General features: G+C 69.8%; 13 protein-coding genes and 2 tRNA genes. 9 read left to right on the top strand and 6 right to left on the bottom strand.

Annotated features, from left to right (window positions below):
* Positions 1-15 precede the first annotated feature (15 nt).
* Positions 16-1,428: an MBL fold metallo-hydrolase gene (locus VB059_RS09730; RefSeq protein ID WP_323421826.1), complete on the bottom strand. Its 1,413-nt coding sequence runs from the start codon at positions 1,426-1,428 to the stop codon at positions 16-18.
* A 101-nt stretch (positions 1,429-1,529) separates the two neighbouring features.
* Between VB059_RS09730 and VB059_RS09725 the strand changes: the two genes are divergently transcribed.
* From VB059_RS09725 to VB059_RS09710, 4 genes are all read left to right on the top strand, one after another.
* A complete protein-coding gene (locus VB059_RS09725; protein WP_323421825.1) occupies positions 1,530-2,258 on the top strand; it encodes a TetR/AcrR family transcriptional regulator in 729 nt (242 codons plus the stop codon).
* Positions 2,259-2,261: 3 nt separating this feature from the next.
* Positions 2,262-3,428, top strand: a complete 1,167-nt coding sequence (locus VB059_RS09720) for an efflux RND transporter periplasmic adaptor subunit (protein WP_323421824.1) — start codon at positions 2,262-2,264, stop codon at positions 3,426-3,428.
* Positions 3,429-3,585: 157 nt separating this feature from the next.
* Positions 3,586-4,305, top strand: a complete 720-nt coding sequence (locus VB059_RS09715) for an ABC transporter ATP-binding protein (protein WP_323421823.1) — start codon at positions 3,586-3,588, stop codon at positions 4,303-4,305.
* Positions 4,302-6,845, top strand: coding sequence for an ABC transporter permease (locus tag VB059_RS09710; protein ID WP_323421822.1), 2,544 nt, complete (start codon positions 4,302-4,304; stop codon positions 6,843-6,845). Before VB059_RS09715 ends, VB059_RS09710 begins: the two co-directional genes overlap by 4 nt.
* Before the next feature lie 372 nt (positions 6,846-7,217).
* Here VB059_RS09710 and VB059_RS09705 read toward each other — a convergent pair.
* The 4 genes from VB059_RS09705 to murQ form a co-directional block, all read right to left on the bottom strand.
* Positions 7,218-7,291: transfer RNA gene (locus tag VB059_RS09705), tRNA-Gly, on the bottom strand.
* 462 nt (positions 7,292-7,753) lie between these two features.
* Entirely contained in the window at positions 7,754-10,141 is a 2,388-nt protein-coding gene (locus VB059_RS09700; protein ID WP_323421821.1) for an excinuclease ABC subunit UvrA, read from the bottom strand.
* Between the two features lie 383 nt (positions 10,142-10,524).
* A complete protein-coding gene (locus VB059_RS09695; protein WP_323421820.1) occupies positions 10,525-12,120 on the bottom strand; it encodes a PTS transporter subunit EIIC in 1,596 nt (531 codons plus the stop codon).
* Positions 12,113-13,057: an N-acetylmuramic acid 6-phosphate etherase gene (gene murQ, locus VB059_RS09690; protein ID WP_416339534.1), complete on the bottom strand. Its 945-nt coding sequence runs from the start codon at positions 13,055-13,057 to the stop codon at positions 12,113-12,115. Before murQ ends, VB059_RS09695 begins: the two co-directional genes overlap by 8 nt.
* Positions 13,058-13,219: 162 nt before the next feature.
* On the opposite strand from murQ, the gene VB059_RS09685 reads away from it, so the two are divergent.
* Complete coding sequence (locus VB059_RS09685) at positions 13,220-14,062, top strand: MurR/RpiR family transcriptional regulator (protein ID WP_323421819.1); 843 nt, start codon at positions 13,220-13,222, stop codon at positions 14,060-14,062.
* Positions 14,063-14,086: 24 nt separating this feature from the next.
* Here VB059_RS09685 and VB059_RS09680 read toward each other — a convergent pair.
* Positions 14,087-14,162: transfer RNA gene (locus VB059_RS09680), tRNA-Pro, on the bottom strand.
* 263 nt (positions 14,163-14,425) lie between these two features.
* On the opposite strand from VB059_RS09680, the gene tig reads away from it, so the two are divergent.
* From tig to clpX, 4 genes are all read left to right on the top strand, one after another.
* Positions 14,426-15,898 carry a trigger factor gene (tig, locus tag VB059_RS09675; protein ID WP_323421818.1) on the top strand — a complete coding sequence of 491 codons (1,473 nt, stop codon included), beginning with the start codon at positions 14,426-14,428 and terminating at the stop codon, positions 15,896-15,898.
* A 265-nt stretch (positions 15,899-16,163) separates the two neighbouring features.
* A complete protein-coding gene (locus VB059_RS09670) occupies positions 16,164-16,739 on the top strand; it encodes an ATP-dependent Clp protease proteolytic subunit (RefSeq protein ID WP_323421866.1) in 576 nt (191 codons plus the stop codon).
* A 5-nt stretch (positions 16,740-16,744) separates the two neighbouring features.
* Positions 16,745-17,461: an ATP-dependent Clp protease proteolytic subunit gene (locus VB059_RS09665; protein WP_323421817.1), complete on the top strand. Its 717-nt coding sequence runs from the start codon at positions 16,745-16,747 to the stop codon at positions 17,459-17,461.
* Between the two features lie 20 nt (positions 17,462-17,481).
* A complete protein-coding gene (clpX, locus tag VB059_RS09660; RefSeq protein WP_323421816.1) occupies positions 17,482-18,777 on the top strand; it encodes an ATP-dependent Clp protease ATP-binding subunit ClpX in 1,296 nt (431 codons plus the stop codon).
* Positions 18,778-18,843: the final 66 nt, after the last annotated feature.

Genomic DNA, 18,843 nt, shown 5'->3' with positions numbered 1-18,843 from the left:
GTGCCCGGCGGCCGGTCAGGCCCGATCCTTGTGACGCCGGGTGGTGCGCGGCTCGACGACCACCACCTCGCCGTACCGGGCCACCGCGGAGGTCCAGCCCAGCTCGTCGGCGATCCGTTCGTGCAGGGCCGCGGCGGCGTCCGGCTCGCCGTGCACGATGAAGGTCGTCTCCGGTGCCGGGTCGAGCTCGCCGAGCCAGTCCATCAGGTCGCTGCTGTCGGCATGGACGGAGAACTCCGCGTCCCGCACGATGGTGGCCCGGACCGGGATGTAGCGGCCGTGGAGCTTCAGCTCCCGGGCGCCCTCCTCCAGGCTGCGGCCGCGGGTGCCGGTGGCCTGGTAGCCGGTGAGGATCACGGTGTTGCGCGGGTGGGGCAGCATCTCCTCCAGGTGGTGCAGCACCCGGCCGCCGGTGGCCATCCCGGAGGAGGAGATGATGATCGCCGGCCCCTCCAGGTCGTTCAGCTCGCGGGAGCTGTCGGCGTCGGGCGTCTCCGTGACGTTCGGCAGCCCGAGGAACTCCTCGACGTCGAGGTCGGGTCGCAGCTCGTCCCGGTGCGCCGGGGAGCGGTAGACCCGCAGCGCGTTGAGCGCCATCGGGCTGTTGACGTAGATCGGCACCATCGGGATCCGCCCGTCGCGCTGCATCTCGCCGATGGTCTTCAGCACCACCTCCGTACGATCCACGGCGAAGGCCGGGATCAGCACCTGCCCGCCGCGCGCGACGGTGCGCCGGATCGCCGCCGCGAAGTCCTCGTGCGCCCGCTCGGGCTCGGGGTGCTCACGGTCGCCGTAGGTGGACTCGACCACCACGAACGGCGCCCCCGGCGGGATGTCCCGGGGCCGCAGCACCGGATGGTCGTGGCGGCCGATGTCGCCGGAGAAGAGGATCGCCGTACGATCCGTCGACACCCGTACGCTCGCCGAGCCGAGGATGTGGCCGGCCCGGGTCCAGCGGCAGGTGACGCCGTTCCCCAGCTCGACGTCGGTGTCGTACGCCACCGCCCGGAAGTGGGTGAGCGTACGTTGCACGTCCTGCTCGGTGTAGAGCGGCAGCACCGGCTTGTGCTTGGAGTAGCCGTGCAGCGTCGCGTGCTCGGCGTCGCGCTCCTGGAGGTAGGCCGCGTCCCGCAGGACGATCTCGGCGAGTGCCGCCGTGCCCTCGGTCGCCCAGACGTCCCCGGCGAACCCGTCCTTGACCAGCCGCGGCAGGTAGCCGCAGTGGTCCATGTGGGCGTGGGTGAGCACCACGTCGTCGATGTCGGCCGGATCCACCGGGAAGGGGGCCCAGTTCATCGAGCGCCAGTGCTTCTCGCCCTGGTACATCCCCGCGTCGACGAGGACGCGCCGCCCGCCGATGGTGAGGAGGAACTTCGAGCCGGTCACGGTGCCGGCCGCGCCGAGGAAGGTGAGGGTCGCGGGAGCCATGGATCCACACTGGACCCTGCCGTGGCCGCCCGCCACCGACTCCGGAAGAACGGGCTGCGAAGACACTTGACTGACGGTCAGTCAGTTGTACGCTGATGCGCGTGGCGAGGGTTTCGATGGCACCGGAGGCACGACGCGAGGAGCTGCTCGACGTCGCCGTCCGGCTGTGCGCCACGGTGGGGTACGACGCGTTCTCGGTGGACACCCTGACCCGCGAGGCGTCGGTGGCGAAGGGCACGTTCTACTACTACTTCGGCTCGAAGCAGGACCTGCTGTTCGCCCTGGTGGAGCGCTTCGTCGACGCGCTGTTCACCGAGCTGGAACGGATCGCCGTCGGTCCGGAGGGCTCCGGCGCCGAGCGCTTCCGACTGTTGCTGCTCGGCGCCGCGTCCTGGAAGATCGGCCACGTGGACGACGCGTACGGCTTCGTCCCGCTGCTCTACAAGCCGGAGAACGCGGAGCTGCGCCACCATCTGTTCGACCAGTGGGGTGAGCGGTGCCGGGAGATCTTCCTGCCCTGCGTCGCCCGGGGGGCCGAGGACGGTTCGCTGGCCGTCGACGACCCGGAGGTCACCACCGATCTGGTCCTGTCGATCTGGATCGACGGGGCCGGCCGGATGTACGACCGGGCCCTCGCGGCGCCGACCGAGGACGCCTACGTCGACATCATCGTCCGCAACATCGCCGCCTTGTCGACCGCCGTCGAGCGGGTCCTCGGGGCGAGCGCCGGTTCGTTCACCGTGACGCTCGATCCCGCCTTCGTCCGGGCGAGCCGTGTCGCGTTCCTGGCGGCCCTGAACGGGTCGCCCGACCACCAGCCCAGGAGCTGAACCATGAAGAAGGGCCGCATCATCGCCGGTGTCGCCGCGGTGGCCGTCCTCGCCGCCCTGGGCGGCGGGTACGCGTACTCCCGCCAGGCCGCCAAGCCCTCGATCAGCACCGCCCGCGCCGTCGTCCAGGATCTGTCGGTGAGCATCTCGGCCCCGGGCACCGTCGACACGACCTTGCGCACCTCGGTCTTCTCCCCGATCGCCGGCACGCTGGACTCGGTCCGGGTGAGCGACGGGCAGACCGTCAAGGCGGGTGACGTCCTCGCCACTCTGGACGGGGCCGCCTCGAGGGCCGCCGTCGCCCAGGCGCAGGCGCAGGTCGCCCAGGCCGATGCCCAGTCCCGGGCCGCGACCGCCCAGCTCGCCACCGCCCGGGCCCAACGGGCGGCGGCCCGGGCGATGCCGACCGCCACCGACCAGCAGACGGCGGCCCGCGATGCGGCGGTCTCGGCCGCCGACGCCGCCGAGCAGTCCGCCCGGGCGGCCCAGTCCGCCGCTTCTGCCGCCCAGTCGGCCGCCGCCGTGGTCCGGACCAATGCGCAGAACAATGCCGGGCGGCTCACCATCACCGCCCCGACCGGCGGCGTCGTCTCGTTCCCGGTGCTGGCCCTGACGTCCCTGGACGGGTCGGGGACCAAGGCCGCGGCAGGTGCCGCGGTGACCACCGCCACCCCGGTCTTCACCATCGTCGACCTCTCCCGGGTCGATTTCGCGGCCCAGGTCGACGAGGCCGACATCGCCGGGGTCCGGGTCGGCCAGCAGTCGTCGGTCAGCCTGGACTCCTTCCCGGGCGATCCGTTCCCGGGGGCCGTCTCGGAGATCTCGGCCAGTTCGATGACCACCAAGACCGGCGGCACCGCCTTCATCGTCAAGGTGCCGCTCGCCCCCGGTGACCGCGCCGTCCGGCTGGGCATGAGCGGCAACGTGTCGATCGCGACGCAGACCGTCAACGGTGCCCTGGTCGTCCCGATCCAGGCGGTGCAGACCGACGGTGCCACGAAGTACGTCTACCGGGTCGCCGACGGCAAGGTGACCCGCACCACGGTGACCGTGGGGTCGGCCACCGACACCCTCACCCAGATCACCACGGGCCTCGCGGCCGGTGACCTCGTGGCCACCAGCCAGCTCGGCTCCCTCAAGGACGGGGCGTCGGTCAATGTGGCCGGCTAGGAGGTCCGCCAGGACCGCGGCGCCCGACCGGCCGACAGCTCCGGCCGAGGACATCTCCCGCGGAGCCGTGCCCGATGGGCCCTTGTCCGACGGGTCCGCGTCCGGTCAGTCGCAGGAGCGATCGACCGCCCGGGTGTCGACGGGGGATCGTACGATCGTGCGGACCGAGGGACTGACCAAGGTGTACGGCGTCGCCGACAGCGAGGTGCGGGCCCTCGACGGGGTGAGCATCGCGGTCGCGCCGGGGGAGTTCGTCGCGGTGATGGGCCCATCGGGGTGCGGCAAGTCCACCCTGCTCAACCTGCTCGGCGGGCTCGACTCACCCACCTCGGGACGGGTCGAGGTGGACGGGGCGGATCTCACCGCGCTGCCCGACGACCGGCTGACCGAGTTGCGCCGCCGCCGGATCGGCTTCGTCTTCCAGGCGTTCAACCTGATCCCGGTGCTGGACGCGGTGGAGAACGCAGGGCTGCCGCTGACCCTCGACGGGGCGTCGGACGCCGACGAGCGGGCCACCCGATGGCTGACCCGGGTCGGCCTGGTCGACCGGCTGCACAACCGCCCCGACCAGCTGTCCGGTGGCCAGCAGCAGCGCGTCGCCGTGGCCCGCGCGCTGTCGACCGACCCGGCTCTGGTGCTGGCCGACGAGCCCACCGGCAACCTCGACTCCCGGTCGGCGACCGAGATCGCCGAACTGCTGCAGCAGGTGGCCGCCGAGTGGCACCGGTCGGTGCTGATGGTGACGCACGATCCGCGGATCGCCTCGTACGCCCAGCGGCTGGTGCTGATGAAGGACGGCCGCGTCGTCGACGACCTGCCGCTCGACGGCTCGCGGGAGGGCCCGGTCCGGGCCATGGAGCGGGCAGGGCTGTTGTGAACGGGGCGGCGCGCGCGAGCCTGATGCTGGCCTGGCGCTACCTGCGCGGGCGCGGGCTGCGGTCCCTGCTGACCAGCTTGGCCGTCGCCCTCGGCGTGATGCTCGTGTTCGGGCTGAACGGCGTGCTGCCGACGATCATGGACACCTTCAACCGGTCGATCATGTCGGCGGCCGGCAAGATCGACATCTCGGTCAGCAGCACCCTGGCCCAGCCGTTCTCACCGGCGGTGCTGGACAGGGTCGCCCGGGTCGACGGCATCGGGGTGGCGACCGGAGAGGTCGAGCAGCAGGCACCGCTGCCGGTGCGCCCGGACGTGCCGGTCGCCGACCAGGTGTCCGCGGTGACGGTCGTCGGCGTCGACCCGGCCGTCACCGGGCGGGTCCGCGACTACCCGATCGTCACCGGCCGCGTGCTGACGACCAGCGACACCACCGCGGTGGTGCTGGCCGCCGACCTGGCCGGGCGGCTGGGGATGGGACCGGGGTCCCAACTGGCCCTGCCGTCCCAGGTCGGGACGACCCGGTTCACCGTGGTCGGGCTGACCTCGACCCCGACGGTCGGCGGCCAGGAACGTGTGTACGTGCCGTTGACGGCCGCCCAGCAGCTGTTCGGCCTCGGGGACAAGCTCACCGTCGTCCAGGCCTCGCTGACACCGGGGGCGGACCGGGGCCGGGTCGAGGACGCGGTCCGGACCGCGGTGGGCACCGACTACACGGTCGGTGGCCTGTCCACCAACGCGTCGCTGCTCGCCTCGCTGCAGACCAGCAAGCTCGCGTTCACCCTGTTCGGCGTTTTCGCCGTCGTCACGGCCGGCTTCATCATCCTGAACAGCTTCCGGACGATGGTCGCCGAGCGTCGCCGCGACATCGGCATGCTGCGGGCGATCGGGGCACGCCGACGGACCGTGACGGGGATGTTCCTCGCCGAGGCGCTGCTCCAGGGGGCGGTCGGCACGGTGCTGGGCATGGTGCTCGGGTACGGCATGGCCGCGGGTCTGTTCGCGGTGATGGGGCCGCTGTTCGAGAGCGTCGCCCACCTGACCATGGGGCCGTTGCGGTTCGAGTCCACCGCGTACGTCCAGACGATCGCGCTCGGGATGGGCGTCACCGTTGTGGCTGCGCTGATCCCGGCCCGCGCCGCCGGCCGGATCACCCCGATGGAGGCGCTGCGCCCGGTGACCGAGGAGTCCTACCGGGCCTCGGCGGGCATGCGCGCCTGGATCGGCTTGGCGGCGCTGGTCGCCTCGGTGTTCTGCCTGGTCACCCGGGTGGCCGGCCTGGTGGGGGTGGGGGCGGTGCTGTTCCTGATCGGCATCGCCCTGGTCACCCCGGCGGTGGTCAACCCGCTGGCGCACGCGTTCGGCTACCTGGTCGAGGTCGCGTTCAGCCGGGAGGGGGCGCTGGCCCGCTCGAACCTGCAGCGCAACCCCGGCCGCTCAGCGGTCACCGTCACCGCGGTGATGCTCGGCCTGGCGTCGATCGTGGCGATGGTGACGGTGATCCAGTCGATCTTCGCCGGCTTCCTGGGCTATATCGACAAGTCACTGAGCGCGGACTACATGGTCATCCCGCAGTCGATCGTGCTCAGCCAGGGCAATGTCGCGGCCGGCCCGGAGCTGGCCCAGGAGATCAGGCACACCCCCGGGATCGGGCCCGTGTCGTCGCTGCGGATCGCCCGCGGCAAGCTGAACGGGCGTGACGTCCAGGTGATCGGCATCGATCCGGCCGGCTACCTGAAGGTCGCCGCCCTGGACTGGAACGAGGGCTCCTCGGACGCCGCCGTCGGGCAGCTGGCCACCGGCCGGTGGCTGATCGGCAACGGCATCTTCTCCAGCCAGGCCGGTCTGGTCCCCGGCCAGGCGGTCACCCTGGACACCCCGAACGGCCAGCGGACCTACCACGTCGCGGGGATCGGCAACGACTACCTCAACGCGAAGGTCTCCACCATCTACGTCAGCCAGGACCTGCTGGCGCGTGACTTCAACGTCTCCTCCGACATGCTCATCATGGCCAACCGGCTGCCGAGCGCCGATCCGGTGGCGACGAAGGCGGCGCTGGACCGGGTCGTCCGCGACTACCCGGGATTCCGGCTGTACGAGGCCTCCCAGTGGCGGGCCGAGCAGGAGCGGACCTTCAGCACCACGCTCGGCATCTTCGACGCCCTGATCGCGGCCCTCGCGGTCCCGTCCCTGCTGGCCCTGCTGAACACCCTGGCGATGTCGGTGCTGGCCAGGACCCGGGAGATCGGCATGCTCCGGGCGGTCGGCGCCACCCGCCGGCAGGTGCGCCGGATGGTCGTCGCCGAGTCCCTGCTGCTGTCCGTGATCGGCACGGCGTTCGGCGTGGTGTCGGGGGTCTGGCTCGGGTACGCCCTGGTCCAGGCGATGAAGAACGTCGGCTGGCCGATGCCGTACACCTTCCCATACGGCGGCGTGCTGCTGACCATGGTCGTAGGGATCGTGTTCGGCGTCCTCGCGGCGCTGGTCCCGGCCCGCTCGGCGGCCCGGCTCGACGTCGTGGCGGCGCTGCACCACGAGTGAGGTGCGGCCACCGAGGGGACGGCCCGGTGGGCAACGCATCGGCCTACACATCGCCCTGTGTCAGCTTCGGAGCGTCGGGAACGAGCCGCCTACCTGCCGCTGATGATCGCCGTGCAGTGATGGCCGGCGGGACAACGATGGCCGGCGGGACAACGATGGCTGGCGGGACAACGATGACTGGCGGGACAACGATGACTGGCGGGGCACATGACGGGGGGCCGCGGCCCGCTCGGGGCCGGGTCGCGGGTGGCTGAAACCGTTGGGACACATATCTGGACCGTTGGGACACATATCTGGCATGCGGTGTCGGCCGGGCCGGCTATTCGAACCGTCAGGCTGTCTGTAATGTGGCTCTGACCAGGCCGGATACATTGGAGCGGATGACGGGAATCGAACCCGCGTAGCCAGTTTGGAAGACTGGGGCTCTACCATTGAGCTACATCCGCGAGCGCCCACTGGGGACGCAGTGCCCCACTATAGCGGAGATCGGGACAGCGACGCCCGTCCACACGTGATCACTCCGGTGGCATACGTGGCCGGACTTGATCACTCAGGAACCTGACTCGGCCGGACTTTGATCATTCAGGTGGCTGACTCGGCCGGGTCGCGGCTCCATCGTCTCGGCTCGCGGTCCGGCTCCATCGCCTCGGCTCGCGGCCCGTGCTTGCTGACGATTCTCGCGTTGTGCGACGCGCCCGAACCTGGCTGACGGAGCTCCGTCGGCCACGTTGCCGTACGTCAGCAAACGTGTCGTGGGTCGGCCAACCTGTCAAGCGTCCGCGCGTCGTCGGCAGCGCTCGGCTGGTCGGGCCCCGACGTAGGCCTGGCGGGCCGGGTTCCGACGTGCGCCTGGCGGGTCGGGTTCCGACGTAGGCCTGGCGGGCCGGGTCCCGACCTATGCCAGCGGATCAGGCCCCGACGTACGTCGCGAGATGCTGACCGGTGAGGGTGGAGCGGGCGGCGACCAGATCGGCCGGGGTGCCCTCGAACACGATCCGGCCGCCGTCGTGGCCTGCGCCGGGGCCGAGATCGATGATCCGGTCCGCGTGGGCCATCACGGCCTGGTGGTGCTCGATCACGATCACCGACTTGCCGGCGTCGACCAGCCGGTCGAGCAGGCCGAGGAGCTGCTCCACGTCGGCCAGGTGCAGGCCGGCGGTGGGCTCGTCAAGGATGTAGACACCGCCCTTCTCGCCCAGGTGGGTGGCGAGCTTGAGCCGCTGGCGTTCACCGCCGGACAGGGTCGTCAGCGGCTGGCCGATGGTGAGGTAGCCGAGACCGACATCGACGAGCCGCTTGAGGATGGTGTGGGCGGCGGGCGTACGTGCCTCGCCGGCGGCGAAGAACTCCGCGGCCCGGTCGACCGACATCGCCAGCACCTCGCTGATGTCCTTGTCGCCGAGGTGGTACTCCAGCACCGGTGCCTGGAAGCGTTTGCCCCCGCACTCCTCGCACGGGACCGCGACGCCGGCCATCATCGCCAGGTCGGTGTAGATGACCCCGGCGCCGTTGCAGACCGGGCAGCCACCCTCCGAATTGGGGCTGAAGAGCGAGGGCTTGACACCGTTGGCCTTCGCGAACGCCTTGCGGATCGGGTCGAGCAGGCCGGTGTAGGTCGCCGGGTTGCTGCGTCGCGAGCCCTTGATCGCGCCCTGGTCGACCACCACGACGCCGTCGCGGCCGGCCAGGGAGCCGTGGATCAGTGAGCTCTTGCCGGAGCCCGCCACGCCGGTCACCACGACGAGCACCCCGGTGGGCACATCGACGTCGACGTCGCGCAGGTTGTGCTCGCACGCCCCGCGGATCTCCAACGCGCCCGTGGGGGAGCGGAGGGTGTCCTTGAGCCGGGCCCGGTCGTCCAGGTGGTGACCGGTGAGGGTGTCGGCGGCCCGCAGCTGGTCCACCGTGCCCTCGAAACAGATGCTGCCGCCCGCGGAGCCGGCGCGGGGCCCGAGGTCGACCACGTGGTCGGCGATGGCGATCATCTCGGGCTTGTGCTCCACCACCAGCACGGTGTTGCCCTTGTCGCGCAGCTGCAGCAGGAGCTCGTTCATCCGCTGGATGTCGTGGGGGTGCAGGCCGATGGTGGGCTCGTCGAAGACGTACGTGACGTCGGTGAGGGATGAGCCGAGATGGCGGATCATCTTGACCCGTTGCGACTCGCCGCCCGACAGGGTGCCCGAGGGGCGGTCGAGACTGAGGTAGCCCAGCCCGATCCGGACGAACGAGTCGAGGGAGCCACGCAGGCCGGCCAGCAGCGGTGCCACGGAGGGCTCGTCGAGGTCGCGGACCCACTCGGCCAGGTCGCTGATCTGCATGGCGCAGAGGTCGGCGATGCTCTTCCCGGCGATCTTCGAGGAGCGGGCGAGCTCGCTGAGCCTGCTGCCGCCACATTCGGGGCAGGTCCGGAAGGTGACCGCCCGCTCGACGAAGGCCCGGATGTGCGGCTGCATCGCCTCGACGTCCTTGGACAGGAACGACTTCTGGATGCGCGGGATCAGGCCCTCGTAGGTGAGGTTGATGCCTTCGACCTTGACCTTCGTCGGTTCCTTGTGGACCAGATCGTGCAGCTGCTTCTTGGTGTACTTGTTGATCGGCTTGTCCGGGTCGAACAGGCCACTGCTGCGGAAGATCCGGCCCCACCAGCCGTCCATGCTGTAGCCGGGAACGGTCAGTGCGCCCTCGTTGAGCGACTTGGTCTCGTCGTACAGCGCCGACAGGTCGAAGTCGGTCACGTTGCCGGTGCCCTCGCACCGGGGGCACATGCCGCCGACGATGGAGAACTCGCGGCGCTCGGCCCGCTTGTTGCCGGTCTCCACCGTCATCGCCCCGGCGCCGTGGGCGGAGGCGACGTTGAAGGAGAACGCCTGCGACGACCCGATGTGGGGTCGGCCGAGGCGGCTGAACAGGATCCGCAGCATCGTGTTGGCATCGGTCACCGTCCCGACGGTGGAGCGGATGTTCGCCCCGAGCCGTTCCTGGTCGACGATGATCGCGGTGGTCAGCCCCTCGAGCAGGTCGACGTCGGGGCGGGCCAGCGTCGGCATGAACCCCTGGACGAACGCGCTGTACGTCTCGTTGATCAGGCGTTGCGACTCGGCCGCAATGGTGCTGAACACCAGCGAGCTCTTGCCCGACCCCGAGACCCCGGTGAACACCGTCAGCCGCCGTTTCGGGATGTCCAGGCTGATGTCGCGGAGGTTGTTCTCCCGGGCGCCGCGGACCCGGATCAGGTCGTGGCTGTCGGCCACGTGCTGCTCGGGTGCTGCCGCCTCGGTGCCGAGGTGCTCGCTCATCGGTGCCGCCTTCCAGCGCTGTCCATCCGTCGTGACGTCTGCCCATCATGTGGTGTCTGCCCGTCCGCCGTGCTGCGGGCCGGCCGTGCCCGCTGACCCCCTGGGCACTGACCACCTGCGGCAGTGTGACCTCGACCATGGTGTCCCTCTCGTTGCGGTCAGGCAACCCTTCCTGAGCGGGCGGGGGATCACCGGACCGTCGGCCGGGGGCCGCAGGACACCGTCATGCGGGGGCCGCAGGACACCGGCGGCCGGGGGCCGCAGGACCGCGGGGCCGTCAGTGGGACGGTCCCGCGGTGCGGTCGGAGGTCGGTGATATCAGCCCGGTGGCCGGTGGCGGAGGAAGACGTCGCCGAAGTGACCGGTCAGCCCGAACGTTCCTGTCAGAGCGTCGATGTCGTCTCCCGGTCGCCCTGCTCGGTGGTCGGGGCACTGGTCGGAACGGCATCCTGGTCCGCGACCTGGTCGGAGGCGTCCCCGTTGTGCTCGGCGATCAGCTGCGGGGGCAGTCCCCAGAACCAGGTGGCGACGAAACCCGCGACGTAGCCGACCAGCAGGCCGGTGACGTACGCGATGATCGCGTAGCCCTGGCCCTGATGGCTCTGCAGCAGCGGCAGCAGGGCCAGACCGGACGGCCCGATCGCCGTCGCGCCGAACGGTGCCACGAACTGGTTGAAGGCGCCGACCACGGCACCGCCGAAGGCGCCGCCGACGCACGCGGTGATGAACGGGCGGCCGAGCGGAAGGGAGACGCCGTAGATCAACGGCTCGCCGACGCCCAGCAGGCCGACCGGCAGTGCTCCCTTGATCGTGGTGCGCAGCGACGTGTTCCGCTTGAGCTTCAGATAGACCGCCAGTGCCGCGCCGACCTGACCCGCCCCGGCCATCGACAGGATGGTGAGCAGGGGAGTGAACCCGAGCTGCTGGATCAGGGTGGCGTGGATCGGCACGAGCGCCTGGTGCAGTCCGAGCATCACCAGAGGTAGGAAGGTGCCACCGAGCAGGAAGCCGGCCACCACTCCGGAGTGCGCCAACAGCCAGACTGCGCCGTTGCCGATCGCGGTGGCGATCTCGCCGGCCACGAACATGAACAGGTAGATCGTGGCGAGACCGGAGACGAGCAGGGCGACCGTCGGAGTGACGAGGATGTCGATCGCGTCAGGGATGCGGCCACGGAGCAACCGCTCGATCCACGCGCACAGACCCGCCGCGAAGATCGCACCGATGACGCCGCCCTGTCCGGGGCTCAGGTGCACCTCACCGACCAGTGGCAGTGAGTAGTGGATGCTGGCGACCGCGGGCAGCACGATGATCGCGGCGACCGCGCCCCCCAGGGCCGGCGTCCCGCCGAACTCCCTGGCGGCGTTGATGCCGGCGAAGACGGCCAGGTAGGAGAAGAACGCCGAGCCCACGACGGTCAGGACGGGGACGAGCGTGCCCAGCCATCCCGGCGCCCCACCGGCTGTCTGCCAGTTCGCCAGCAACCCACGGATCGCCAGGATCATGCCGGCCCCGATGAGCCCGGGGATCAAGGGCACGAAGATGTTGGCGATCTTGCGGATCGCGTTCTTCGCCGGCGTGTTGTTGCGCGACTTCTGGGCGGCCTTGAGAACCGCGCCCTTCTGGGCGAGCCGTTCGGCATCGGTGCCGCTCGTCCCGGCGGCCGGGGTGCCGCTCGTCCCGGCGGCGCCGGTCGTGGCCGCGCCGCCGCCACCGGAGGCTCGCTCCTCGGCGACGAGGCGGCGGAACTGCGCGGTCACCTTCTCCACGGTCCCGGGGCCGAGAACGATCTGGTACGTGTCGTCCTCGACGACGCCCAGGACGCCGGGAACCGCCCGCACCGCCTCGGGTCGGATCAGGTCCGGATCCTTGATGTCGAGCCGGAGTCGGGTGATGCAGTTGTTGATGTCGCCGATGTTGGCGGATCCTCCGAGCGGGGGGATCAGCGCTCGGGCGATGTCGGTGTAACGGTCAGTCATCAGTGCTCCTTTGCGATCGATGACGGCTGCTGGATGGGGTGACGGCATGGCGTACGAAGCCCTGGGCGGCGGTGAGACGGGCCCGGGCGGTGGGGGCGTCGACCCCGGTGAGGATCGCGACGATCGCGGTCTTGGCGTGGCCGTCCGCCTCCTGGAACGCGGCGCGGGCGGTGGCCCGGTCGCATCCGGTGGCATCGACGATGATCCGCAGGGCCCGGTCGAGCAGCTTCTCGTTGGTGGGCCGTACGTCGACCATCAGGTTCCCGTAGGCCTTGCCGAGCTGCACCATCGTGGCGGTCGAGATCATGTTCAGGATCAGCTTCTGGCTGGTGCCTGCCTTGAGACGGGTGGAGCCGGTCAGCACCTCGGGGCCGTTGTCGACCTCAATCGCGACGTCCGCGTGTCGACTCACCTCCGCGCCGGGGTTGCAGGCGATGGAGACCGCGGCGGCCCCCAGTGCGCGGGCGTGGTCAAGGCCACCGATCACGTACGGGGTGCGACCCGACGCGGCGATGCCGACGACGGCGTCAGCGGCGCAGACGCCGACGGCGTCGAGGTCACGTACGGCCAACTGCGGCGCATCCTCGGCCCCCTCGACCGCAGTGGTCAGGGCCACCTCACCGCCGGCGATCAGACCGATCACCAGTCCCGGATCGGTGCCGAACGTGGGCGGGCACTCCGCGGCGTCGAGGACCCCCAGGCGGCCGCTGGTGCCTGCCCCGAGGTAGAGGAGCCGCCCGCCCGCCCGCAGTCGCGCAGTGACCGCGGCGACCGCGCGGGTGATGTCCGGGATCGCTGCTCCGACGGCGTCCGGCACGCGGTGGTCCTCTTCGTTCATGACAGTGAGGAACTCGGGGATGGTCATCGTGTCGAGTTCCCGGGTGCGCGGGTTGTGGGCCTCGGTCGTGGACATGGACAGCTGTGTCGCTTCGTTCACGGCGCTCCGTTCCTGGTGGTGGTCGGCCGGGAGGGGACCCAACCGCTTTGAAAGAAACCTACAAGAAATCTTTCAAGTTTGAAAGGGTCTTACATAATCTTCTGCCCGGCATGACAGACTGATCCCGTCAGTGTTGAGGGAAGGGGTCTCGTGGTTGATGTCATGGAGGAGATCAGGGGCGCGGTGACGCGCCTCAGGCCGGCGGAGGCCCGGGTGGCAGCCGTCGTCCTGGCTGATCCTGAAGGTGCGGCGGTCGCCTCCATCACGGAACTGGCGGACCGGGCCCAGGTGTCCCAGGCCAGCGTGGTGCGCTTCAGTCAGGCCCTCGGCTTCGCGGGGGTGCCGGAACTACGCAGCCGCCTGACCGGTGACCTGTCCCGGCGTGCGCTGGAGCTGGAGCGGTCCAACATCGCCGAGGGGGAGATCAATGACGCTGACAGTGCTCTCGACGTGGTGACCAAGCTGGCTTTTCATGAGGCCCGGGCCATCGAGCACACGGCGATGGCGCTCGATCTCGAGGCGCTGGACCGGGCGGCGGGGGCGATGGCGCAGGCCGGCCGGTTGGTGGGCTTCGGGGTCGGTGCCAGCGGGCTGGTGGTCGAGGACCTTTCGCAGAAGCTGCAGCGGATCGGCTGCCCTTTCCTCTTCTCCGCCGACACACACGTGCAACTCGCCAACGCGGCCCTCGCGGGGCCCGGCGGAGTGGCCTTCGGGGCTTCCTTCCGCGGAGCCACCGAGGAAGTGATCCGTGGCCTGAAGGTCGCCCGTGGGTCCGGGGCGCTGACGGTCGCCCTCACCAACGTGGCCGATTCCCCGGTGGCGCGGGCAGCGGACGTGGTGCTGACGACCTCCGTGCGGGAGGCGCAGTTCCGGGCTGCGGCGATGGCCAGCCGGATGGCCCAGCTGGCGGTGGTCGACTTCCTGTTCGTACGCGTGGCCCAGCAGCGTTTCGACAATCTCGCAATGGCCCTGGAGGCCACCCGGGCGGCCGTCCGTCCCCGGTAGGGGGTGGGCACGCCGAGGGTGGTGTGGTCGGGGCGACAGGACTCGAACCTGCGGTCTCCTGCTCCCAAAGCAGGCGCGCTAGCCACTACGCTACGCCCCGGTCGTACGGACAGCCCGGTGCTGACTGCTGGCGCCGGCCGTACGTGGATCGTACGGCTCGGCAGGAAGCGGTCCGCCGTTCGTAACTGTTGGAGTGTAGCGGTGGAGGAGCGGGGCGGCCAAGTCCACATTTTCGAGCTGACGGGGCGTGAGGTTAGGATGTGATCCTGTCTGCGCCGGGCGAGCACCTGTTGCGGACACCCATGACTTGAGGGGGCGCCATCCGGCCGTCGCCCTGTGTCCATCGATTCAGGAGTATCCGTCTTGCCGAGCACTGTTGAGCAGCTGAGCCCCTCGCGGGCCAAGATCACCGTCGAGGTGCCCTTCGCCGATCTGAAGCCTCACCTGGACAAGGCCTACAAGGAGATCGCCCAGCAGGTGCAGATCCCGGGCTTCCGTCCGGGGCACGTGCCGGCGACCATCATCGACCAGCGGTTCGGCCCGGGCGTCGCCCTGGAGCAGGCCCTGAACGAGGCGCTCCCGGATCTCTACGCCGCCGCCGTCACCGAGCACGAGCTGGTGCCGCTGACGCAGCCGGAGATCGAGGTGACCAAGCTCGAGGTCGGTGAGACCGTCGAGTTCACCGCCGAGATGGACGTGCGCCCCGACTTCATGATCCCTGCGTTCGACGCCATCGAGGTCGAGGTCGACCCGATCGAGTCGACCGGTGAGGAGCTCGAGGAGCAGGTCAAGATCCTGCGCGAGCGGTTCGCCACGAACACCGAGGTGGACCGTGCGGCCGCCGAGGGCGACCTGGTCACCTTCGACCTGAAGGCCACCAAGGACGGCGAGCTCGTCGAGGGTGGCGAGGCCGAGGGCGTGACCTACCGGGTCGGCGCCGGCGGCATGGTCGAGGGCATGGACGAGGCCCTCACCGGGATGAAGGCCGGCGACACCAAGACCTTCACCTCCGCCCTCGTCGGTGGCACGGCCATGGGCCAGGAGGCCGATATCGAGGTGACCGTCGTCAAGGTGCAGGAGCAGGAGCTGCCCGAGGTCGACGACGACTTCGCCCAGATGGTGTCCGAGTTCGACACCGCCGAGGAGATGTACGAGGACCTGCGCGACAACCTCGCTCGCCTGCACCGCGTCGACCAGGCCAACGCCGCTCGCGACAAGGTGCTCGAGGCCGTCATCAAGCAGATCGACATGGAGCTGCCGGAGCAGCTGCTGGCCACCGAGGTCGAGGCCCGCAACAACCAGGTCGACCAGGAGCTCGCCCAGGCCGGGATGACCCTCAAGCAGTACCTGGCCGACACCGAGGAGGAGCAGACCGAGGAGGAGTTCCGTGCCGATCTCGCCGAGCGCGCCGCCGACTCGGTCAAGGCCCAGCTGGTCCTGGACCGGATCGCCGAGGACCACGACGTCCAGATCGAGCAGACCGACCTGACCGAGCACCTGTTCGCCCGGGCCCGGGCCAACCGCACCTCCCCCGAGCAGGAGATGCAGCACATGCTCGAGCACGACCACACCCAGGACTGGATGACCGAGATCCGCCGCTCCAAGGCCCTCGCGCTGATCCTCGGTGCCGCCACGGTGAAGGACGCCGACGGCAACGTCGTCGATGTCAAGAACCTGCAGCCCGACGGCACCTTCGCCGAGCCGGCCGACGCCGAGGCGGAGGCCGAGGGTGAGCCGGTCATCGAGGCCGAGAGCGCCGCTCCGGCCGAGGAGAAGCCGGCGAAGAAGAAGGCCGCGGAGAAGGACGAGGCGCCGGTGGAGGCCGCCGCCGAGTGACCTCCGGCCCCTGCACGATCCAGGGCGGCCGCCCCTCAGGGGGTGGCCGCCCTGGTCATGTCCCGGCCATGTCGTGGCCCGGCGGTGTCGTCTCCCGGCTTCGTCACGTGCTTCCTGTGTCGGGCGCGCTGCCGGTCCCGGTGCTCTGCCTGTAGCGAACACGACGCGGTTCGGGTCAGTTTTGTCAGGGTGGGCCGGTAGGTTCGGGATCGTGAACGTGAATCAGGGAAGCCCCCTCGCCGCCAACGGCGCGAGCCCACTCGGCATGGCGGACAATGTCTACCAGTCCCTCCTGGCGAACCGGATCATCTTCCTGGGTTCGGAGGTCAAGGACGAGAACGCGAACGCGATCTGCGCCCAGATGCTCCTGCTGAACGCCGAGGACCCGGAGAAGGACATCTACCTCTACATCAACTCCCCGGGCGGCTCGGTGACCGCAGGCATGGCGATCTACGACACCATGCAGTGGATCTCGAACGACGTCGCCACGGTGGCCATGGGCATGGCCGCCTCGATGGGACAGTTCCTGCTCAGCGCCGGCAGCCGCGGCAAGCGCTACGCCCTGCCGCACAGCCGGATCCTGATGCACCAGCCACTGGGTGCCGTCGGTGGCACCGCCACCGAGGTCAAGATCAACGCCGAGCAGCTGCTGGCCACGAAGAAGGAGATGGCCAAGCTCATCGCCGAGCACACCGGCCAGCCGCTGGAGAAGATCGAGGCGGACTCCGACCGCGACCGGTGGTTCACCGCGCAGGAGGCCCTCGAGTACGGCTTCATCGACCACGTGTACGAGAAGGCCTCGCAGATCACCGCCGGCCGCGACGACGCCCCGAACCAGTGAGGAGGATGACCATGGACAGGCAGTATCTCGCCCGGTTCAACATGGAGCAGCGCCACGAGGCCCTGCAGCCCGGGGGGTTCTCCGGGTCGGGGGCGGACGGGGTCGCCCCGCTCGGCCCGCGGATGGACTACTTCATCCCGCAGTGGGAGGAGCGTACGTCGTACGGCGTGCGCCGCGTCGACCCGTACACCAAGCTCTTCGAGGACCGGATCATCTTCCTCGGCACCCCGGTGACCGACGACATCGCCAATGCGGTGATGTCGCAGCTGCTGGTGTTGCAGTCGATGGACCCGGAGCGCGCGATCAGCATCTACATCAACTCGCCCGGCGGCTCCTTCTCCGCGATGAGCGCCATCTACGACACGATGCAGTACATCAAGCCCGATGTGCAGACGATCTGCCTGGGCATGGCCGCCTCCGCCGCGGCCGTGCTGCTCGCCGCCGGCACCAAGGGTCAGCGGCTCGCGCTGCCCAACTCGACGATCCTGATCCACCAGCCCTCGATGGGGCAGACCTCGTACGGTCAGTCCTCCGACATCGAGATCCAGGCCAACGAGATCCTGCGGATCCGCGCGCTGATGGAGAAGATGCTGTCCGACGCGACCGGTCAGACGACCGAGCAGGTCAGCCGGGACGTCGACCGGGACAAGTACCTCACCGCCCAGGAGGCGAAGGACTACGGTCTGATCGACGACGTGCTGAAGTCCCTCAAGGACGTCTAGGCCACGGGGGAGGACCGACCATGTCGCGCATCGGGGAGACCGGTGACCTGCTGAAGTGCTCCTTCTGCGGGAAGAGTCAGAAGCAGGTCAAGAAGCTCATCGCGGGACCGAACGTCTACATCTGCGACGAGTGCATCGAACTGTGCAACGAGATCATCGAGGAGGAATTCTCCGAGACGGGGGAGACCGGGTCCTTCGACGAGCTCCCCAAGCCGCAGCAGATCCGGGACTTCCTCGACGAGTACGTCATCGGGCAGGACTCGGCGAAGAAGACGCTCGCCGTGGCGGTCTACAACCACTACACGCGGGTCCAGGCCCAGAACGCCCCGACTCCTCGGCGAGCCGCCGAGGAGGACGGGGTGGAGCTGGGCAAGTCCAACATCCTGCTGATCGGCCCGACAGGGTGCGGCAAGACGTACCTGGCGCAGACGATGGCTCGGATGCTGAACGTGCCGTTCGCGATGGCCGACGCCACCGCGCTGACCGAGGCCGGCTATGTCGGTGAGGACGTCGAGAACATCCTGCTGAAGCTGATCCAGGCCGCGGACTTCGACGTGCACAAGGCCGAGACCGGCATCATCTACATCGATGAGATCGACAAGGTGGCCCGCAAGTCGGAGAACCCGTCGATCACCCGCGACGTCTCCGGCGAGGGTGTCCAGCAGGCGCTGCTGAAGATCCTTGAGGGTACGGTCGCCTCGGTCCCGCCGCAGGGCGGGCGCAAGCACCCGCACCAGGACTTCATCCAGATCGACACGACCAACGTGCTGTTCATCGTGGGTGGGGCGTTCGCCGGCCTGGACGACATCATCAACGAACGGGTCGGCAAGCGGCCGCTCGGGTTCAACAACGACCTGGCCGCTCGGCAGGAGAAGAACTCCGACCCCTACAGCGACGTCCGGCCGGAGGACCTGCACAAGTACGGGCTGATCCCCGAGTTCATCGGTCGCCTGCCGATGATCGCCACCGTGGCCCCACTCGATCGCGACGCCCTGGTGCGGATCCTCGTCGAGCCGCGCAACGCGCTGGTGCGCCAGTACCAGCGGTTGTTCGAGCTGGACGGGGTGGACCTGGACTTCACCGACGAGGCCATCGCAGCGGTCGCCGAGGCGGCCCTGGAACGCGGCACCGGCGCGCGCGGCCTGCGGGCGATTCTCGAGGAGTCGCTGCTCGACGTGATGTACGACGTGCCGTCCGACGAGAGCATCACCCAGGTCGTGGTCGATGCCGACGTGATCACCCGGGGCGCGAAACCCCAGCTGCTGAGCCGGGCCAAGGCCAGCAAGCGCGGCCAGCGCCACGAGCGCACGGCCTGATCGGGCCCGCGGTGTCCGCCGCCTGATCGGCCCACAGTGCGCGCGCCTGACGTGGCCACGGTACCC

Source organism: Raineyella sp. (assembly GCF_034933565.1).
Lineage (GTDB): Bacteria > Actinomycetota > Actinomycetes > Propionibacteriales > Propionibacteriaceae > Raineyella.
This window is presented reverse-complemented; position numbering and strand designations above follow the sequence as displayed.